Source organism: Pseudomonas sp. GL_103 (assembly GCF_057835175.1).
In genome coordinates, this window is the sequence record NZ_CM174420.1 from 5,246,963 (window position 1) to 5,265,308 (window position 18,346).

Sequence of the window (18,346 nt, forward strand, 5' to 3'; positions counted from 1 at the left end):
CCACCCTCATGCAAGCCAAGGACTTCTTCCACCTCGCCAGCCTGCGCTACGGCAAACAGCTGGGCCAGGGCCTGACACCGGCGTTCGAAACCCGCCTGGTCAGCCCCGATGGCAAACCGGTCAATACCTTCAGCGATGTGATGATTCCGGTGGATGGCGGGCTGGAAAACGCCGACATCATCGTTCTTCCCGCGTTCTGGGACGATTTCGACAGCCTCTGCAAGCGTTACCCGCAAGTCCTGCCCTGGCTGCGCCAGCAACATGCGCGCGGCGCCGTACTGTGCGGCGAAGCCACCGGAGTTTTCTGGCTGGCCGAAGCCGGGCTGCTCAATGGCAAGGAAGCGACCACCTACTGGCGCTTCTTCAATGCCTTCGCCGAACGTTTCCCCCAGGTCCAGCTCAATCAGGACAAGCACCTGACCGACGCCGATAACCTGTACTGCGCCGGCGGCACCACCTCGGCATGCGATCTGTACATTTACCTGATCGAGCGCTTCTGCGGCGCCAACGTGTCCCAGGCCGTCGCCCGAGACATCCTCTATGAAGTGCAGCGCAACTATTCACCGGGACGGATTGGATTCGGCGGGCAGAAGCTGCACCAGGACGTGATCATCCTGCAGATCCAGCACTGGCTCGAAGAACACTTCGCCGACAAGTTCCGTTTCGAAGATGTCGCCCGCGAACACGGCATGAGCATCCGCAACTTCATGCGCCGCTTCCAGACCGCCACCGGCGACAAGCCACTGCATTACCTGCAACGCCTGCGCATCGAAACCGCCAAGGGCCTGCTGTCCGGCAGCCGCAAGAGCATCAAGACCATCAGCTATGAAGTTGGCTATGACGATGCGAGCTTCTTTGCACGACTGTTCCGCCAGCATACGGAGTTGTCGCCGAACCAGTATCGGCAGCAGTTTCAGCAGGCTGCGTAGCCGAACCCCAACCGAATGTGGGAGCGAGCCTGCTCGCGTCCACATAGAATCTTGCGCCGGCCACGCAGTGCTTTCGCTGTGCATTTTCCTACGTAAAAAGCGGAATACAGAGCGCCGGAGAACCCAACCCCGCCCACAGACGCAGCCCCTTAAAAAACTTCAAAATCTTCCCTGCAAACACCATCAGGGAAGATCAACCATGACTATCGGATCAAGCTACAACTACCCTTCATACATCGCCAAGGAGGCCGCCCGAACAAAGCGCTCGGCTAAAAACAAATGGGCGGCTCGCTTTCCCAATCCGCCGGATTTGTGCTTTGACTATCGTGCACTGGTAGAACAGGAAAACGGCATCGCCAGGGCAACTGACCCGCAACATAAAGTCTGCATCATCGGCGCCGGCGTCACAGGTCTGACCGCCGCCAGAGAACTCTATCGCTGCGGCTTTACCCATATCACTCTCATCGAACAATCCAGACGCATCGGCGGCAGGCATCTGACCGTTCCCGGTAGCCAAAACTCGGCAGCAAGCCATACACCGTTTGAAATGGGCGCCATGCGCATGCCCTTCTTCAACCGGGCGGATGAGCCACCGACAGAAGGTCGGTCACTGATGGCTTACTACGCCAATCAATTTGAATTGGCGTTTTCAGACTTCGCCAACCCCGGTAGCCAATGGGTTAACTCGACAGGCATCTATCTCCGGGAGGGCAGCATGGGCGGCGGATCGGCGTCGCAAATGTTGATATGGAAAAACGAAGACGGCGTCACACCACCTCCCGGCGATGAACTGCAAAAGGTTTATTCCAAGTGGAAAGCCTTTGCCGATCGCATGACCCGCCACGTTGCTGAGCTTTATGCGAGCCAGGAATGGGAAGCCATATGGGCTTCTATCGTTGAAAAATACGAGAGTGTCTCGTTCCGCGACCTGGTCAGCATGCCAGCACTGGAAGCTTGGGATGGCCGCTCACCCGGGGATTTCGGCGGAATGGGAATGTCTGCGCAAGAGTCCGCAATTTTTTACGCGATAGGTATAGGTGACGGTAGCTGGGGAGCTTTTTACGACGTCTGCTGCCTCTACCCTCTGCGTACCGCGATTTTCGGTTTCAGCAGCCAATTGCAACTGATCCATGGTCGAGTGGACTCAAACGGCGATCCACTGGATTCGCCCTACCTGAATAGCGAAGCCGTTTTTGACTCAATGGGGCAGAGTTTCGACAGGCCCCGCTACATCGGCCTCGCCGCTTTGGACGAATGCCTGCTGTTTGTGAAAACCGACGAAACCGGAAAGTCCATCTACGAACATTGCCTCGAAAGAAGCAATGGGCTGCTCACCGACTCATCCGTCACAAAACTGGAAAAGCTGACCAATCAAAAAATACGCGTCTATTACAACTGGAAACACAGTCAACCCGAGCAAATCCAGGAGCAATTTGATGACTTTGACTCGGTCATCATGACACTACCCTCCTGGCTGATTGAAACTCGAATCAAGCTCGAAAATTTCACCCGGGAGATGCTGCCTTTCGAGACGATTAACGCCTACAAAACCGCACACTGGGAAACTAGCTGCAAAGTGTTTGCACCGCTGAAAAAATCATTTCTCTCGAAAAACAAAAACATCCCGCAAGCCATCGTAACCGACAGTTTTATCCACGATGTATATACCTACCGCTACAACGACAATTACAGCTATGACTGCATCCTGCTGAGTTATACCTGGGAAGATGACGCAACCAAGCTCGCCTCATTCAGCGATAAGGAGCTGGTATCAAAATGCGCCGAAGAGCTGGATCGCATACTCATGAACTCTGCCAACGTCCAGGAAAAAATATCTCCCTACATCGGCATTGATCAAGCGGTGGTTCAGCGTTGGATCACTGATAAAAATGCTCTGGGCTGTGCCAAGCTTTACCGACCGGGCACCTACTACGATGCCGTCGGCCTGATGAAGTACAACCGGGACCTTGCTCATGTATCAGGCTTGTATTTGTCCGGCGAGTCATTTTCCGTCGATGCCGGTTGGACGGAGCCATGTTTTCGCGGTGCTGTCGATGCAGTGATTCATATCTGCAACAAAACCGCCGCGACCTTCAATGGCGGATTTTCCTTGAGCGACTACCCGCACTACCAACTCAAAATCTGATCACATCCCCGTTCCAGAGCCATGCACGCAATACATGGCTCTACCTCTCGCCCCTGCTACCCACCGCCATCAAACATCACGCTGATCCATTTTCGGACAAGGACTACGACCTAAACGGAAGTAGCTGACTTACGCCCCATTCCTGATTCCCCTCTTATAAACACGCCATTTAACAGCTTGAAAAACAATAAATAGAGGAAAGACGGAATGACTGAGCCAACAAGCCCTGTTCGTGTAGCAGTCGTGCAATTCGATCCACAAGTCGGCATCGAGAAATGTGTAGGTAATCTGCGTCGCAGCCTGGAATTGGCGCTTGAAGCGGTAAACGGCGGTGCGAATCTCATCGTTCTGCCCGAGCTTTCCAATACCGGCTATTTCTTCAGCAATCGACAGGATGCCTTCGCCCATGCCGAAGCGGTTCCCGACGGGCCAAGCGTGCAGTGCTGGATCGACTTCGCCCGCGAGCACAACGTTTACCTCGTGGCCGGTCTGGCCGAACGCGACGGTATGCGACTCTTCAACACCGGCGTTCTGGTGGGACCAGACGGTTTTATCGGCAAGTACCGCAAAGCCCATTTGTGGAATCTGGAGAAGCTCTGGTTCACCCCCGGCGACCTGGGTTTCCCGGTTTTCGACACACCGATCGGCCGCATCGGGCTGTTGATCTGCTGGGACATCTGGTTCCCGGAGGTGCCACGGATCCTCGCCCAACAAGGCGCAGACATCATTTGCAGCCTGAACAACTGGGTCTGGACACCGCCGCCGCTGTTCGACGATGCCGGTAAGTGCATGGCGTCGTATCTAACGATGACCGCCGCTCACGTCAACAACGTGTTTATCGCTGCCGCCAGCCGGATCGGCGAGGAGCGCGGCGCGCGCTACCTGGGTTGCTCGTTGATTGCCGGAACCAACGGCTGGCCGATTGGCGCCGTGGCTTCGGCAGACAGGCAGGAAATCCTGTTTGCCGATGTTGACCTGACCAGCTCCCGCAGTGCGCCCATCTGGAACAACCTGAACGATCTGCATCGCGATCGCCGAGCCGATCTTTACGACCAGATGCTCGGCTACACCCAACACCCTTGCCTCCCACGTTGATCAGGAGGGCTATCGCATGGAAGTTACAACCGACAAAAACCAACCATCGCACAAATCACCGATTGATACAGCCGTCGTCCTGCTAATGATCGGCGCGACACTGCTGATCGTCTGGCTTTCTTTCAGCAACCGGACTTTCTGGGGAGCGCATTGGCCCGGGTACGGCGACATGGTATCGCTGCTACCCGAACCGAGTGCCTGGTTGCGTTGGGTGTTAGGCGACATCAGCGAGGTGGCTTTCTACAAGCACGAGTTCGCCTCGATCGGCCTGCTGGCGGGCGCTTATCTGGCTTACTGGGCGAATCGAACGGGGAAATCCTGGCAAGGGTTTGCCATCTCCTATGGAACGGGACTTTGGCCCTGGCTGGTCACCAGTTCGTTGCTCGGGCTGCTGCTGAGCAATCTGCTGTGGGGCTGGACGGTAACAGCCACAACCTGGCAACCCACATTCGTAGCATTCGTCTCGCTGCCAGCGGCGATGGTGCTGATGTTTGGCGGAGGCTGGAGGGTCACGATCAACGGCGCACTCATGGGCGCCGTACTCGTCACACCGATGTGCCTGTTGATCGTCAATTACGTGTGCCAACCGCTGGCCTTGCCTGCAGTGATTGGCAATGTGCTGGGCATGGCGGTTGCCAGCGTCCTGGCGTTTCTGTTCTGCCGCTATTGGCCGAGCCTGGTGAAATCCAGGTCGTCGGAAACGCCACCCGCCTCGATCGCCCCCGCCAAGACGCCCGACTATGGCGTCACCTGGAGCCTGCGCCGGATTCTGGCGGACTTTTCCGAAGCACCGTTCTTCGGCAATGAACTGGCCAGCCTTGGCCTGATACTGGGTGCACTGCTGGCGTACGGTTTGAACCCTTCAAGCCCCGCGTACGGATCGGGCCTGTTGCTGCACATCATTGGAGCACAGGCATTGGCCTCGGCCATCGGCGTGCTGATCTGGCGTCAACAATGGAAGTTGCGCGGCTGGTATCCCACTTACATCCCGCTGGTTTCAGTGGTGCCCGCGGCGATCCTGGCCTATGGCGGCAGCTGGCAGATTATCGTCTCAAGTGCACTGCTGGGGGCATTACTCGCACCACCGCTGGCCTGTGTGATTGCCAGGAAATTACCGGCCGACATGCATGCCTACATCGCCAATGTACTGTCGATGGCCATCAGCACACTGCTGATCGTGCCGCTGATCGGTTTTTTGATCGCTGATTAATGCCCCAGCCATTCGGCTGTATCGCGGCCTCAAAAGCGGATACAGCCATTTTTCATTACAGACAAGCGAGGTATCCCATGGACCTGCCCAAACTATCCATCGCGGCACTTGGCGGCACTGTAAGCATGCAAGCGAGCAATGCCGGTGAAGGCGTCATCCCGACTGTCAGCGGCGAAGCCCTGCTGACTTCCATACCGGAACTGACGACACTGGCCGGAGTCACCGTCGAGACCCTCGGCCTGCTGCCCAGTGCGTCCCTGGATTTCGAGTTTTTGCTGAACGTATTGTCCTGGGCTGAGTTTCAGGTCAAACAGGGCGCCGTTGGGGTCGTGATAACCCAGGGCACCGACACCCTCGAAGAAGCCGCGGTGTTTTTGGATTACCTGTGGCCCTACGACACCCCCTTGGTGCTGACCGGTGCCATGCGTTCCGCAGCGCAGCCAGGTGCCGATGGACCGGCCAATCTTCTGGATGCATGTCGCGTTGCCTTGGCGCAGAACAGCCGGCAGCGTGGTGTCCAGGTCGTGATGAACGGACAGATTCATCAAGCGTGCAGCGTACGCAAAACCGATTCGCTGGCATTGCAGGCGTTTTCCTCTCCGGTCGTGGGGCCCGCGGGCCTACTGTTGGAAGACCTTGTTCGCTACCTGCGCCCGCCGGGGCCGCGCACGATGTTACCGTTGCCGCAACAGACCACACAGAAGGTTGCGCTGCTTGAGGCCTCACTTTCGGCCGACACCCTGCTACTGGAAAATATTCTCGCACTCGATTACGACGGGCTGGTGATCGGCGGTTTCGGCGCCGGTCACATCTCGCAGCGCTGGGCGACAATGATTGAGCATATTGCCAAACGAATCCCCGTAATCATTGCGACCCGAACCGGCTCCGGCTCCACCGCACGAGCCTCTTACGGTTTTGGCGGTGGTGAAATGGACTTGATCCGCAAGGGGGTATCGATGGCGGGTTTTCTATGTCCGCGAAAAGCCAGAATTCTGCTTTGGCTGCTGCTTGGTTGCCAACGGCAGCACGAGCTTGCGCAGTATCTCAACGAAGACATTTGACTTCAAAACAATGTACAAACCTGTGGTCGGAGGATTTGCGCTGACAAAAAAGGCCTGCAATCGCAGGCCTTTTTTATTTTCCGAATCGTCCTAAGGCTTGTGCGCCCGGGCCAGGAATTCGTGGGATTGCATTTCCAGCAGTCGGCTGAGGGTACGCTGGAACTCGAAGTTCAGGCGGCCACCTGTGTACAGGTCTTTAAGCTCGACTTCGGCAGAAATGATCAGCTTCACGTTACGGTCGTAGAACTCGTCGACCATGTTGATGAAGCGTCGGGCGATGTCGTCGGTGGTGACGCTCATCTGCTCGACATCGCTGAGCAGCACGGCGTGGAAGATCTTGCCCAGTTCGATGTAGTCGTTCTGGCTGCGCGGGCCGTCGCACAGTTCGCGGAAGTTGAACCAGGCCACGTCATCGCAGGTGCGCAGGGCACGAATTTCACGGTTTTCGATCATCAGCACGTCATTTTCGACCGCCGCCGTGCATTCCGGTGTCAGCGCACGGAAGCTCTTGCGCAGGCTTTCGTTGGCGGCTTCGTCGAGTGGATAGTGGAACAGCTCGGCTTGTTCGAGGTGACGCAGACGATAGTCGACGCCGCTGTCGACATTGACGATCTCGGTATTCTGCTTGATCAGCGCAATGGCCGGCAGGAAGCGCGCGCGTTGCAGGCCGTCCTTGTACAGGCCGTCCGGCACGATGTTCGACGTTGCGACCAGGGTCACGCCGTTCTTGAACAGTTCTTCCATCAGGGTGCCAAGGATCATGGCGTCGGTGATGTCGGAAACGAAGAATTCATCGAAGCAGATGACCCGGGCTTCGGTGGCGAAACGCTTGGCGATGATGGTCAGCGGGTTTTTCTCGCCGCTCAGGGTCTTCATCTCTTCGTGCACGCGCTTCATGAAGCGGTGGAAGTGCGTACGGGACTTTTCCTTGAAGGGCAGCGCTTCGAAGAAGGTGTCCACCAGGTAAGTCTTGCCGCGACCTACGCCGCCCCAGAAATACAGGCCCTTGACCGGGGTCTGATCCTTCTTGCCAAACAACTTGCCCAGCAGGCCCGGCTTGTTTTGCTCGGCCGCGACCAGGTCGTCGTACAGGCGCTGCAAATGACGCACGGCAGTTTCCTGTGCGGCGTCATGGAAGAATTCCGGGCGTTTCAGATCAGCTTGATATCGTTCTAGGGGCGTCATAATTCGTTAGCAAGGCAACAAAAACGGGCCGACACTGTAGCGACGGCCCCGAGGAATGGCAATCGGCCCTTGGTCGGGCCGAACCGTTGTTTATTCCTGAACCGGCGTCAGGGCGATGCGCAAGGCTTCGATGGCAGCGTCACGCACGGCGCTGTCGGCAAAGGCCGGGCTGTCGGCAACGCACTCGCCTTCCAGCCAGACGCTGAAGCCCAGGCCTTCACTGCGCACGTCGAGATCCTGGCCCGCTTGCAGTTGCTTGGTCACCTGCCCCGCGGTTTTACCGTCGGCGAAGTTGCGCGACAGCAGCAGTTGTTCGCCATCGGCCGCCAGCAGACGGAAGCGGAAACTACCGTCGTCTTCACGGAAGCTGACAAAACGTGCAGCCTTCACGGCTTTCTTCTTGGTGGTCGCCGCCACTTGGGTCTGGGCAACGAAGGAGCGCAGGCCCACCGCCTCACGCAGTTCGTTGAGGAACGGCGTCGCTACCGAACGGGCCTTTTTCGCGCCGTGCTGCAGGATGTCTTCCAGATCCGCCGGACGCTCGATCAGCTGGTTATAACGCTCGCGGGATTCGCCCAGTTCGCTGTCCAGCAGCTGGAACAGACGATTCTTCGCCTCGCCCCAACCCAGGCCCTGCAAGAGTTCGCAGCGGAACTCGTCGGCTTGCGCCGGGGTGGCGAACGCCTGGAACAGGGTGAACAGGTGCGAGTTGTCCGGATCCTTGGCTTCGCCCGGCGCGCGGGAGTCGGTGACGATCCGCGAAATCGCGTCCTTCATCTCTTTGGCGCTGCTGAACAGTGGGATGGTGTTGTCGTAGCTCTTCGACATCTTGCGGCCATCCAGGCCCGGCAACGTGGCGACACTCTCTTCGATCAACGCCTCGGGCATGGTGAAGAACTCTTTGCCCTGGCCGAACAGGTGGTTGAAGCGTTGACCGATGTCCCGCGCCATTTCCACGTGCTGGATCTGGTCACGACCGACCGGCACCTTGTGCGCATTGAACATCAGGATGTCCGCGGCCATCAGTACCGGGTAGCTGTACAGGCCCATGGTGATGCCGGCGTCCGGGTCTTCACCGGTCTCGACGTTCTTATCCACCGAAGCCTTGTAGGCATGGGCGCGATTGAGCAGGCCCTTGGCGGCAACGCAGGTCAGCAGCCAGGTCAGCTCAGGGATTTCCGGGATGTCGGACTGGCGGTAGAAGGTCACGCGGTCGACATCCAGGCCACCGGCCAGCCAGGTCGCGGCGATTTCCAGACGCGAGCGCTGGATGCGCAGCGGGTCATCGCACTTGATCAGGGCATGGTAGTCGGCCAGGAAGTAGAACGAATCGGCATTGCTGTCGCGGCTGGCGACGATCGCCGGGCGGATGGCGCCAGCGTAGTTGCCCAGGTGCGGCGTGCCGGTGGTGGTGATGCCGGTGAGGATACGGGTACGAGTCGTCATGGGTAATCGCTTGTCAGACTGCAATCAATTCGAGAGACGCGGCAGGATCAGATCCTTGAGATCGGTCAGCTTGCCATGAAAAAAGTGCCCGCATTCTGCCACTTTCAGCAGCTCATGGGGACGTTCAAGCTTGTCGGACCATTCGTAAACCAGCTGCGGATCGATCACTTCGTCGGTTTCCGGCTGGATCAGGGTCAGTTCGCCCTGTTGCGGCAGCTGATCCTGATCGCCCAGGCGCATGACCGCCGGCGCGACCATGAACAGGTGCTTGAGCTGTTCGCCCTTCGCTTCCAGACGTCCACCGAGACTTGCGGCAACAAATCCACCGAAGGAGAAACCGAACAGGGTCAGCGGCAATTCCGGGTGTTTGGCCCGGAACCACTCGGCCACAGCCTGGGCATCATCGACTTCACCGGTACCCATGTCGTGGGTGCCTTCGCTGGCGCCGACTCCACGGTAGTTGAAACGCAAAGTAATCAAACCGGCATCACGCGCGGTGCGCTGCAGGGTCGAGACCACTTTGTTGAGCATGGTGCCGCCCTGCACCGGGTTCGGATGGCAGATGAGCGCCAGGCCACGCAGCTGCTCGTTGTCCAGGTACAGTGCTTCCAGTTGACCCACCGGGCCATCAATCACTACAGGGGTTTCACGCATAAGCAAGGAAGGAACTCCGTGACCTCGAATCGGGTCGACTCGTCTAGCAAATTGTCTGTGGCTGTCTATTGCGAGTGAATCGCGGTATACAGCGCAGGTTCGAGCCGTTAACGTAAAGCAAAGCCGTTTATAGAGGAAGGACTCGTGGAACACTCGCTCTTAGTTTGGTTGTTACCGACTCTTGCCCTGGTTGTGGGTGTCGCCATTGGGTTCCTGATCGCTCGCGTTGCTCCGAACGCCGCGCCCAGCCGCACGCAGCGTCAGCTGGACGATATTCAGGAACGTTTCGACAGTTATCAGAACGAGGTGGTGACCCACTTCAACAGCACCGCGACACTGGTCAAGAAACTGACTCAGAGCTATCAGGAAGTGCAGGACCATCTCGCCGAGGGCGCCAACCGCCTGGCCCTGGACGAACAGACTCGCCAACGCCTGCTAGCCTCCCTGCACGCCGATGCGGCGCAGGCACCCCGTGAACGCCTGACACCACCGCGCGATCAGGAGCCGCCGCGCGATTACGCACCGAAAGCCCCGAACGCGCCAGGCATGCTCGATGAGCATTATGGCCTGAAGAAGTAAGCAGGTTTCGCGCATAGCAAAAAGCCCCCGGACACGTGATTGTCCGGGGGCTTTTTTGTTTCTGATCCAGTTGCTCTTGTGCCCACACTGGCCTCTTCGCGGGCAAGCCCGCTCCCACAGTATCCGTGGTCGACCCAGAACCTTGTGGGAGCGAGCTTGCTTGCGATGGGGCCCGAACTGACGACAAAAAAAGCCCGCCCGATCTGTAGAGAATCGGGCGGGCTTGTTTACGCCTGGGGTTCAATCAGACGATCAAGGGTACTGCTGAACCTGGCCTTGTTGCTGACCACCATACTGCTGGCCCGGAATCGCCTTGAGGTTGACCTCTACACGGCGGTTCTGCGCACGGCCATTGACGTCAGCGTTGCTGGCAACCGGGCCGTCCGGGCCGGCGCCGCGAGCGCTCAGGTTGGCACCGCTGACACCTTGCGAGGTCAGGTAGGTTGCCACGCTCTGGGCACGACGCTGGGACAGGTCCATGTTGTGCTGGCGGCTGCCGGTGCTGTCGGTATAGCCGACGATCTCGATCTGGTTCTGGTTGAACTCTTTCAGCGAGCCCGCCAGGTTGTTCAACGGCTGATAGAAACCTGGGGCAATGTTCGCCGAATCGGTTGCGAACGTGATGTTGCCCGGCATGATCAGCTTGATCTGGTCGCCTTGGCGCTGCACTTCAACACCGGTGTTGGCCATGCTGGCGCGCAGCTTTTTCTCTTGCTGATCGGCGTAATAGCCGTAACCGGCGGCGGAAGCACCGACCACCGCAGCACCGATCAGTGCGCCCTTGCCACGGTTATCGTGGTTGATCGCAGCACCGGCCAGCGCACCGGCCAGAGCGCCGAGGCCACCGTATTTCGCGGTCTTGCTCATGCCTTCGGAGCCGCTTTCCGTCTGGCCCTGAGTCTGGCCCTGACCGCCGTATGGGTTAGGCGAGGCACAACCGGACAAAACGGCCACAGCTGTAGCGACAATCATCAAACGACGCGTGGTGAACATGTAAAGCTCCTACTTTTTTTGCATTCTGTGGTGCAACGGACCTAAGGCATCAGCCTTTGCGGGCGTTGGATCACTTCCTGGAATAAAAATTCCACTAGTTACAAATCAGGCCCGTACAAACGGGTTTTCGCGCATTTCTTCGCCCAGACGGGTGTCCTGACCATGCCCGGTCACCACGGTCGCGTCTTCGTCGAGGGTGTACAGCCGCTGCTTGATCGAACGCACGATGGTCGCCTGGTCGCCGCCCCACAAATCCGTGCGCCCGACGCCGCGACGAAACAGCGTATCACCGGCAATCAGCAACTTGGCCTCGGAAAACCAGAAGCTCATGGAGCCCGGCGTATGACCTGGCGTGTGCAGCGCCACGCCACAGCCACAGGCCAGTTCTTCATCATCGGCCAGCCAGCGATCCGGGGACGGCACCGGGGTATAAGGAACGCCGAACATCTGGCACTGCATTTCCAGGTTGTCCCACAGAAACTGGTCTTCCTTGTGCAGATGCAGGGTCGCACCGGTTTTCTCCTTGAGTTGACCGGAAGCCAGGAAATGATCGAGGTGCGCATGGGTGTGAATGATGCTGACCACTTTCAGCCCCAGGGCATCGAGACGCGCCAGGATCAACTCATGATTGCCACCCGGATCGACGACGATGGCCTTTTTCGTTATCGGATCGCCGATGATCGTGCAGTTGCACTGCAAAGGGCCGACGGGGAAGGTTTCGCGGATGAGGGTGGGCTGCTGGGACATCGGGGCCTGCTCGATAATCGGGGACGAGCGATTTTCGCACAATTGAGTATCCAGCCAATGGCCACGATCTGTAACGTGAAAAATCCTTAACCCAGCACCCCCAACTCCTTGGCCCGCGCCACCGCCTGTGTGCGCCGCTCGACCCCGAGCTTGCTGTTGATGTGGCTGGCGTGGGTCTTGACCGTGTGCAGGGAAATAAACAGCTGATCGCTGATTTCCTGGTTCGAACAACCCTGGGCGATCAATCGCAGGACCGCCATTTCCCGGGCGCTGAGCTGTTCCGCGGTCGAGCAGGACTCCATCCCGGGACGGGCAGCCAATGCCGGCAGTTTTTCACTGAGGCTCAGGGAAACGGGGGTTGGCGGACAGTGTTGAAGCTGCCCTCGCAGCCAGTCCGGGTGCTCGGCCAACAAGCCCTCGAAGGGTTGCAGCACCCCTCCGCCGGCGGCGTCCAGCGCCTGGGCCAGAGCCTTGCGCGCTTCCGGTTCCCGTCCGTTGCCCATCAACAACGCCACTTTCTGGGTCAGCGCCATGGCACTGAGCATCTGCCGTCCGCTTTGCTGGCCATGTTCGAGCAGCGCATTCAAACGCCCTTCAGCCAGCATCGGTTGGCCCTGGATGACGTCGAGCAAGGCTTGTTGCAATTCGATATGCAGCGGCAATTGCGGATGGAACTCCGGGGGTGCCGCCCCGTTTTCACCGTTATAGGTCTGCCCCAGGCGCGCCAGCCAGGCTTCAGCCAGATCGGTGCGTCCCTGGGCCAGCCAGAGTTCACATTTGACCAGGGTGATCATCGCCAGGTAGTAGATCGGTGGCACGTCCCAGATGTGCATGAGGCGCTCGGCTTCGGCAAGTTCGGCAAAGGCTTTGGCAAACTCGCCGCTGCTGCCTTCCAGCCTGGCAATCACGCAGTGACCGATCAGTACGCTGATGTCACGGCAGGCGCGCGCCTCGCTCAAACCCGCCTGCAATCGCACCCGCGCCGCTTGCGGCTGCATGCGCAGGGCCAGTAAAAAACCTTCGTACAAGGTCAGCCGGGCGCGAACCGCATACAGCCGTTGCGCAGGCAAGCTCTGCAGGCGCTGCATTCCCTGACGGACCTCTTCCAGCGCACGACAGATTTCCCCGCGCGCTTGCAACACCCGGGCGCGATCGTAGTGCGCCAGTGCTTCGAACAAGGGGTTGCCGACCCGTTGCGCCAGTTCCAGCGATTCGCGGTTCAATCCCCGAGCCCGCCACAAATCACCGTCGGCAATGGCCAGGTTGGACAGGGTCGAGAGGCACATCAGCCGCTGGCCGTAACGCTTGGACGGAAGACTTTCCAACGCTTCGCCGCAGTACCGCAGCGTCAGTTCGCGGTTGCCGCGCCCACGGGCAATGATGCCGCTCAACGCCAGCCATTGAGCCAGCATGGACTTCTGGGCGGTGGCCGACGGAGCAGGCAGGAAACGGCTCAAATGGCTGGCCAGTTCTTCCGCGGCATCCAGTTGGCATGCCATCCCCAGCGCCCAGCTATAGAGCACGATCAGCCGCGGCGTGCTGATCAGCAAACTGTCAGGCAAGTCCATTTTCCAGCGCAGCAACATGCCGACATTCTGCTCGGCCAGCAGTTGCTCTTCGGAGAGGTTCTGTACCAGGTTCGCCGCGACGTCCAGGTGACCGGCGCGCAAGGCCTGCTCTACGGCCTCATCGAGCAGCCCCTGGGCATTGAACCAGCGGCAGGCACGCAGGTGCAGGCTGGCGGCCGGCACCATCGACTGGGAAGTCGGCCGCGTGCGCAACAGATCGGAAAACAGGTGGTGGTAGCGATACCAGTTGCCGTGCTCGTCCAGCGGCACCAGGAACACTTGGTGGGCGAGCAGGAAGCGCAGGATCTCCCCACTGTCATGGGCATCGCGAACGGCGTCGCACAGCTCGCTGCAAAAACGCTCCTGGGGCGCCGTGTCATAAAGGAACGACTGGACCTCGGCGGGCAGGCAATCGATGACCTCTTCAAGCAGATAATCGCGGATCAGCCCTTCCCCGCCGTGCAACGATTGCGGCAGCGCGCCATCGGTACCCGCCTCCGAGGCGGCCAGCAGCCAGAAGCGTAACCCCGCGACCCAGCCTTCGCTGCGCTGGATCAGGTTTTCCAGCGCCTCACCGCGCAAGGAACTGCTGTGCCGGTCGAGCAGGGTCAAGGCCTCGTCGTGGGTCAGGCGCAGATCCTGTTCATGTAACTCAAGCAATTGCCGCGACAGCCGCAACCGCGCCAGGTGCCAGTCGGGACGTTGGCGACTGGTGACCATCACCAGCAAGCCATCGGGAAGATGGTTGAGGAAAAATTGCAGGCAACGGTCCAGCACCGGCCCCTGGGCCAGATGGTAATCATCCAGCACCAGCAGCAATGGCGTCGCGGTGGACAGGTGCTCGGCCAGTTCGTCGAGCAGGCCGTCCAGCCATTCTTCGAACGCGAAAGGCTGATGGCGCTGGCGCATTTTCAACAGCCCGAGGGATTGCCTGCCCAAGTGCGGGAAGTAGTCCTGGAGGCCTTCCAGCAGGCGCTCGAGAAAACGCCCCGGGTCACTGTCTCGCGGGCTCAAGCCCAGCCAGAGACTTTGCCAGTGCGCCGGCAACCCCTGACAAAACTCTACCGCCAACGAACTCTTGCCGAACCCTGCCGGTGCGCTGACCAGCAATAACCTGCCACCGAGCCCGGCACTCAGGCGCTCGCACAAACGTGGACGCAGCACATGACCGTCGGGCAACGGCGGGCGGAAGAAGCGCCCGTCGAGTGTCGCGACAGCAACGTTTGCAGAACCTGGGGATGTAGACAAATCAGTCATAGCCGGCTCTTGTTTGAATTGCGGGTGGCGGCGTTGCAGATGTCCGCAGACTAGCCGTAAACGGATAGGGAATGAAGGTAATTGCTACAAATGGCTACAAAAAGTCTACACGCAAAAAAAACGCCCCGAACCAGTCGGGGCGTTTTCAGAGGGTGCGGCCTCTACTCAGTTCACCTTAGCGAACACCGTCCTGACGCAGGGCGGCCGGAGTGAAGTCGCTGGTGGTGGCAGTGAAGCCGAAGTCATAAGCCGACTTCTCTTCGTTCTTCATGCCCAGCGCCAGGTAACGACCCGATTGCAGGTCGTACAGGGCTTCGAGGGCATACCACGGCACTTGCTTGTCGTAGTAGTTCTCGGCATGGGCCTCGGCGACGCGCCACAGTTGACCGCGACCGTCGTAGTGATCGATCACCGCAGCTTGCCAGGTGTCTTCGTCGATGTAGAAGTCACGCTTGGCATAGATGTGACGCTGACCTTCCTTCAGGGTTGCAACCACATGCCACACACGACGCAACTCGTAACGAGCCAGGTCCTGGTTAATGTGACCGGCCTTGATGATATCTGCGTACTTGAGCTTCGGATCGTCGAGCTTGTAGGCATCGGAGCCGATGTACATCTCTTTTTTGCCTTCGAGCTTCCAGTCGTAACGATCCGGTGCTCCGTTGAACATGTCCAGGTTGTCGGAAGTACGCAGGCCGTCGGCCGCGGTACCCGGACCGTCATAGGACACTTGCGGTGCACGGCGCACACGACGCTGGCCGGCGTTGTAGACCCACGCCGAGCGCGGTTCCTTCACCTGGTCGAGGGTCTCGTGCACCAGCAGCACACCACCGGCCAGACGCGCCGGGGCAGTCACTTTCTGCTTGAAGTAGAACAGGATGTTGCCCGGGTTCGCCGGATCGTAGTCCTTCATCTTGTCGCGGAACACGAACTGGTCCTGGAAGTACACCAGGCTGAACGAGCCGTTCGGCTGTGGCGTGGCCTGGGTTACCAGGCGGGTCACGCTACCACCGCGATAACGGGTGATGTGGTTCCAGATGACTTCAACGCCGCTTTTCGGAATCGGGAACGGAATGGCGGTTTCAAAGTTCTCCAGGCCGTTGCCGCCGGACACCAGTTTGGTGTTGGTGGCGTTCTTCTTGATGGCGGCGAACACGTCATCCGGCACGGTGGCACCGCGATGGGACGGATAAACTGGCATCTTGAAGGTTTCCGGGTAGCGCTTGAACATCGCGTACTGACCCGGGGCAAGCTTTTCCTTGTATTGGTCGACGTTCTGCGCCGTGATGGTGAACAGCGGTTTTTCGCTGGCGAACGGATTGGACAGGAAACCTTTGCTGTCGACCGTACCGGCGTTCTTCGCCATCGGCTTCCAGGCCGGGATCGAACCGTCGGCGTTACCTGCCATTTCAGCGCCCATCGGGGTCAGGCTCTTGCCCAGCTTGTCGGCCTCGGCCTGGGGAACCGCTGCGATGACGCTGGTCGCCAGCAGCGAAAGGCCCAGAACACCGGCGTGGAACAGACTCTTTGTTATTTTCATATGTTCGTTCGTCCTGAAAATACTGTGCTTAGAAGTTCACGCCGAGGCTGAGCGCAACAAAGTCGCGGTCATCCACGGTGGTGTACTTGCCGTCGAAGAAGTTGGTGTAGGCCAGACTCGCGGTATAGGTGTTCTGGTACTCGGCGTCGACACCCAGGCTCACCGCCTTGCGGCCTTCCTCGAAGTTGCCGCCAGGGCCAGGGGAGTAACCGCTCACGTCATGGGACCAGGCAACGTTCGGCTTGAGGTTCACACCGGCAAACACGTCGTTGTATTCCCAGATGGCACGACCGCGGTAGCCCCACGAAGTCGCGGTGGTGAAACCTTCGTCGTTGCAGTTGCGGCTGCGGTTGTTGGTCGGCGTACCCGGGCCGGCACCGTTGATGGTGCTGGTGTTGAGCGCCACGCAGGTATCGAGCGCGCCAGAGGCTGGCAACTCACCCGGGCCGTAGACCGGATCGCGGCCATAACGAACGTCGGAAGTGCTTTCCAGGCCGCCAACGTGGGTCACGCCCACTTCGCCCACCAGGGTCAGACGGCTGGCGCCCATGACCTGGTCGAAGAAGTGCGTCAGGGTGGTCTGGAACTGGGTGATTTCCTTGCGACGATACCCGTGCAGGTCCTGACCCGGCACGCCGGTAAGCAGCGATGCATTGGTCAACGGGTTGTTCGGGTTGTTGTTGCCGATAGGACGGACACCGGAGAACAGGATATCGGTGGAGTTGAGCTGCACCGGAGCGTTCGGACGGTAGCTGATCTCACCGCTCCACGCCGTACCGGTAGGCAGGGTGGTGGAGAAGCTCAGACCGTAGAGACGGATGTCTTCCGGGTATTCGATGAAGTACTGCGAATTACCCGCCACCAGCAATGGCGCCAGCGCGGCGAACGGGCCCGGGAGTCCCGCTGCAGTGTTGTAGACCGACTGCGGTGCACCGGTGGCGCTGAAGATCGGCGCACGGCTGTGGTAGTTCATGAAGTAGGCGCCGAATTCGGTATCCAGCGGATCGAACATGTACTTGAAGGACGCGCCCCACTGACCGCTGTCGCGGGCATCGCGATCAGGGCCACGACGCACCAGAACCCCCTCATTGTTGACGTCGACGCCGTTGGCGGCCAAAGGCCCCAGGGCAATGGCCGGAATTTGCGAGCGCTTGGCCAGTACACGCAGGTTGTCGTCGCAGCCGTCGGCAACGATGTCTGGCTGGGAGAAGAACGTGCCGCAGTTGTCGACGACGGTCTGGTCCCATTCAATTTGGTAGAACGCTTCGGCCGAGAGGTTTTCGGTCAGGCTCTGGGACACATAGAACATGTTGACCGGGATCAGGCCTTCCTTGATCTCGGCACCCGGACGACGGAAAGCGGACACGTCGATCGGGTTGATCGAGTTGATGCCACCACCGATGAAGGTACTTTCACCCCAGCTCACCACCTGCTTGCCCAGACGCACGGAGCCTGGCTGATCGGCAATGGAGTAGTTGTGGTAGACGAAGGCGTCGAGGATCTGGCCGCCGGCAGACTTGGCGCCTTCCTTGCGTCCCTCGTCGCTGATGTCCTTGAACGGACGGCTTTCGTCCTTCAGTTCAAAGTCGTACCAGTATTTGCCACGGACGAAAACACCGGTATCGCCGTATTTCAGTTCAAGGTCATGGATGCCCTTGAAGATCTTCGAGAAGGTTTCCCCGCTCTTGAAGTTCAGGTGACCGTCATCAGAAGTCTGGGACAGACCCTTGCCGCCGTTGTTGACACCGATGAGGTTCTTGTTGGCACTTTCGGTAGACCAACTGGCACCAACCGACAGGGATGAGTCGAACTGACCTTCGATTTCACCGACGTTGAAACTGACGCCGAATGCTGGCCCGGCGAGCGTAGAGGCAAGACTGACAGCCAGGGGCAGTTTCGCCCGGCGCCAGAACTGGTTTACTGATGTCATCGACGC

Annotated in this window: 14 protein-coding genes; 6 read left to right on the forward strand and 8 right to left on the reverse strand. The window is 59.2% G+C overall.

Annotated features, from left to right (window positions below):
• Positions 1–8: 8 nt before the first annotated feature.
• The 5 genes from AC3IP0_RS23570 (at position 9) to AC3IP0_RS23590 (ending at position 6,441) form a co-directional block, all read left to right on the forward strand.
• A complete protein-coding gene (locus AC3IP0_RS23570; RefSeq protein ID WP_489327834.1) occupies positions 9–929 on the forward strand; it encodes a GlxA family transcriptional regulator in 921 nt (306 codons plus the stop codon).
• A gap of 199 nt (positions 930–1,128) precedes the next feature.
• Positions 1,129–3,075, forward strand: a complete 1,947-nt coding sequence (locus tag AC3IP0_RS23575; protein WP_489326037.1) for a flavin monoamine oxidase family protein — start codon at positions 1,129–1,131, stop codon at positions 3,073–3,075.
• 207 nt (positions 3,076–3,282) lie between these two features.
• The gene (locus AC3IP0_RS23580; protein ID WP_218426738.1) at positions 3,283–4,170 is read left to right on the forward strand and encodes a nitrilase family protein; all 888 of its coding nucleotides are present in this window, start codon (positions 3,283–3,285) and stop codon (positions 4,168–4,170) included.
• A gap of 16 nt (positions 4,171–4,186) precedes the next feature.
• A complete protein-coding gene (locus AC3IP0_RS23585; protein WP_489326039.1) occupies positions 4,187–5,380 on the forward strand; it encodes a hypothetical protein in 1,194 nt (397 codons plus the stop codon).
• A gap of 77 nt (positions 5,381–5,457) precedes the next feature.
• A complete protein-coding gene (locus tag AC3IP0_RS23590; protein ID WP_489326041.1) occupies positions 5,458–6,441 on the forward strand; it encodes an asparaginase in 984 nt (327 codons plus the stop codon).
• A 90-nt stretch (positions 6,442–6,531) separates the two neighbouring features.
• On the opposite strand, the gene zapE is transcribed toward AC3IP0_RS23590, so the two are convergent.
• From zapE to AC3IP0_RS23605, 3 genes are all read right to left on the reverse strand, one after another.
• Positions 6,532–7,626: a cell division protein ZapE gene (zapE, locus tag AC3IP0_RS23595; protein ID WP_489326043.1), complete on the reverse strand. Its 1,095-nt coding sequence runs from the start codon at positions 7,624–7,626 to the stop codon at positions 6,532–6,534.
• 90 nt (positions 7,627–7,716) lie between these two features.
• Positions 7,717–9,072 carry a tryptophan--tRNA ligase gene (locus AC3IP0_RS23600; RefSeq protein ID WP_489317185.1) on the reverse strand — a complete coding sequence of 452 codons (1,356 nt, stop codon included), beginning with the start codon at positions 9,070–9,072 and terminating at the stop codon, positions 7,717–7,719.
• Between the two features lie 24 nt (positions 9,073–9,096).
• The gene (locus tag AC3IP0_RS23605) at positions 9,097–9,726 is read right to left on the reverse strand and encodes an alpha/beta hydrolase (protein WP_046041902.1); all 630 of its coding nucleotides are present in this window, start codon (positions 9,724–9,726) and stop codon (positions 9,097–9,099) included.
• Positions 9,727–9,870: 144 nt separating this feature from the next.
• On the opposite strand from AC3IP0_RS23605, the gene AC3IP0_RS23610 reads away from it, so the two are divergent.
• Positions 9,871–10,305: a Z-ring associated ZapG family protein gene (locus AC3IP0_RS23610; RefSeq protein WP_007998221.1), complete on the forward strand. Its 435-nt coding sequence runs from the start codon at positions 9,871–9,873 to the stop codon at positions 10,303–10,305.
• Between the two features lie 252 nt (positions 10,306–10,557).
• Here the strand turns inward: AC3IP0_RS23610 and AC3IP0_RS23615 are convergent, their stop codons facing one another.
• The 5 genes from AC3IP0_RS23615 to AC3IP0_RS23635 form a co-directional block, all read right to left on the reverse strand.
• Complete coding sequence (locus AC3IP0_RS23615) at positions 10,558–11,298, reverse strand: YiaD family glycine zipper/OmpA-like lipoprotein (protein ID WP_489326045.1); 741 nt, start codon at positions 11,296–11,298, stop codon at positions 10,558–10,560.
• Positions 11,299–11,403: 105 nt separating this feature from the next.
• Entirely contained in the window at positions 11,404–12,045 is a 642-nt protein-coding gene (locus AC3IP0_RS23620) for an MBL fold metallo-hydrolase (protein WP_489326047.1), read from the reverse strand.
• A gap of 86 nt (positions 12,046–12,131) precedes the next feature.
• Entirely contained in the window at positions 12,132–14,870 is a 2,739-nt protein-coding gene (locus AC3IP0_RS23625) for a winged helix-turn-helix domain-containing protein (protein WP_489317187.1), read from the reverse strand.
• Positions 14,871–15,045: 175 nt separating this feature from the next.
• On the reverse strand, positions 15,046–16,410 hold the full coding sequence (locus AC3IP0_RS23630) for a DUF1329 domain-containing protein (protein ID WP_150759000.1): 1,365 nt from the start codon (positions 16,408–16,410) through the stop codon (positions 15,046–15,048).
• Between the two features lie 28 nt (positions 16,411–16,438).
• On the reverse strand, positions 16,439–18,340 hold the full coding sequence (locus AC3IP0_RS23635) for a DUF1302 domain-containing protein (protein ID WP_489317188.1): 1,902 nt from the start codon (positions 18,338–18,340) through the stop codon (positions 16,439–16,441).
• Positions 18,341–18,346 lie beyond the last annotated feature (6 nt).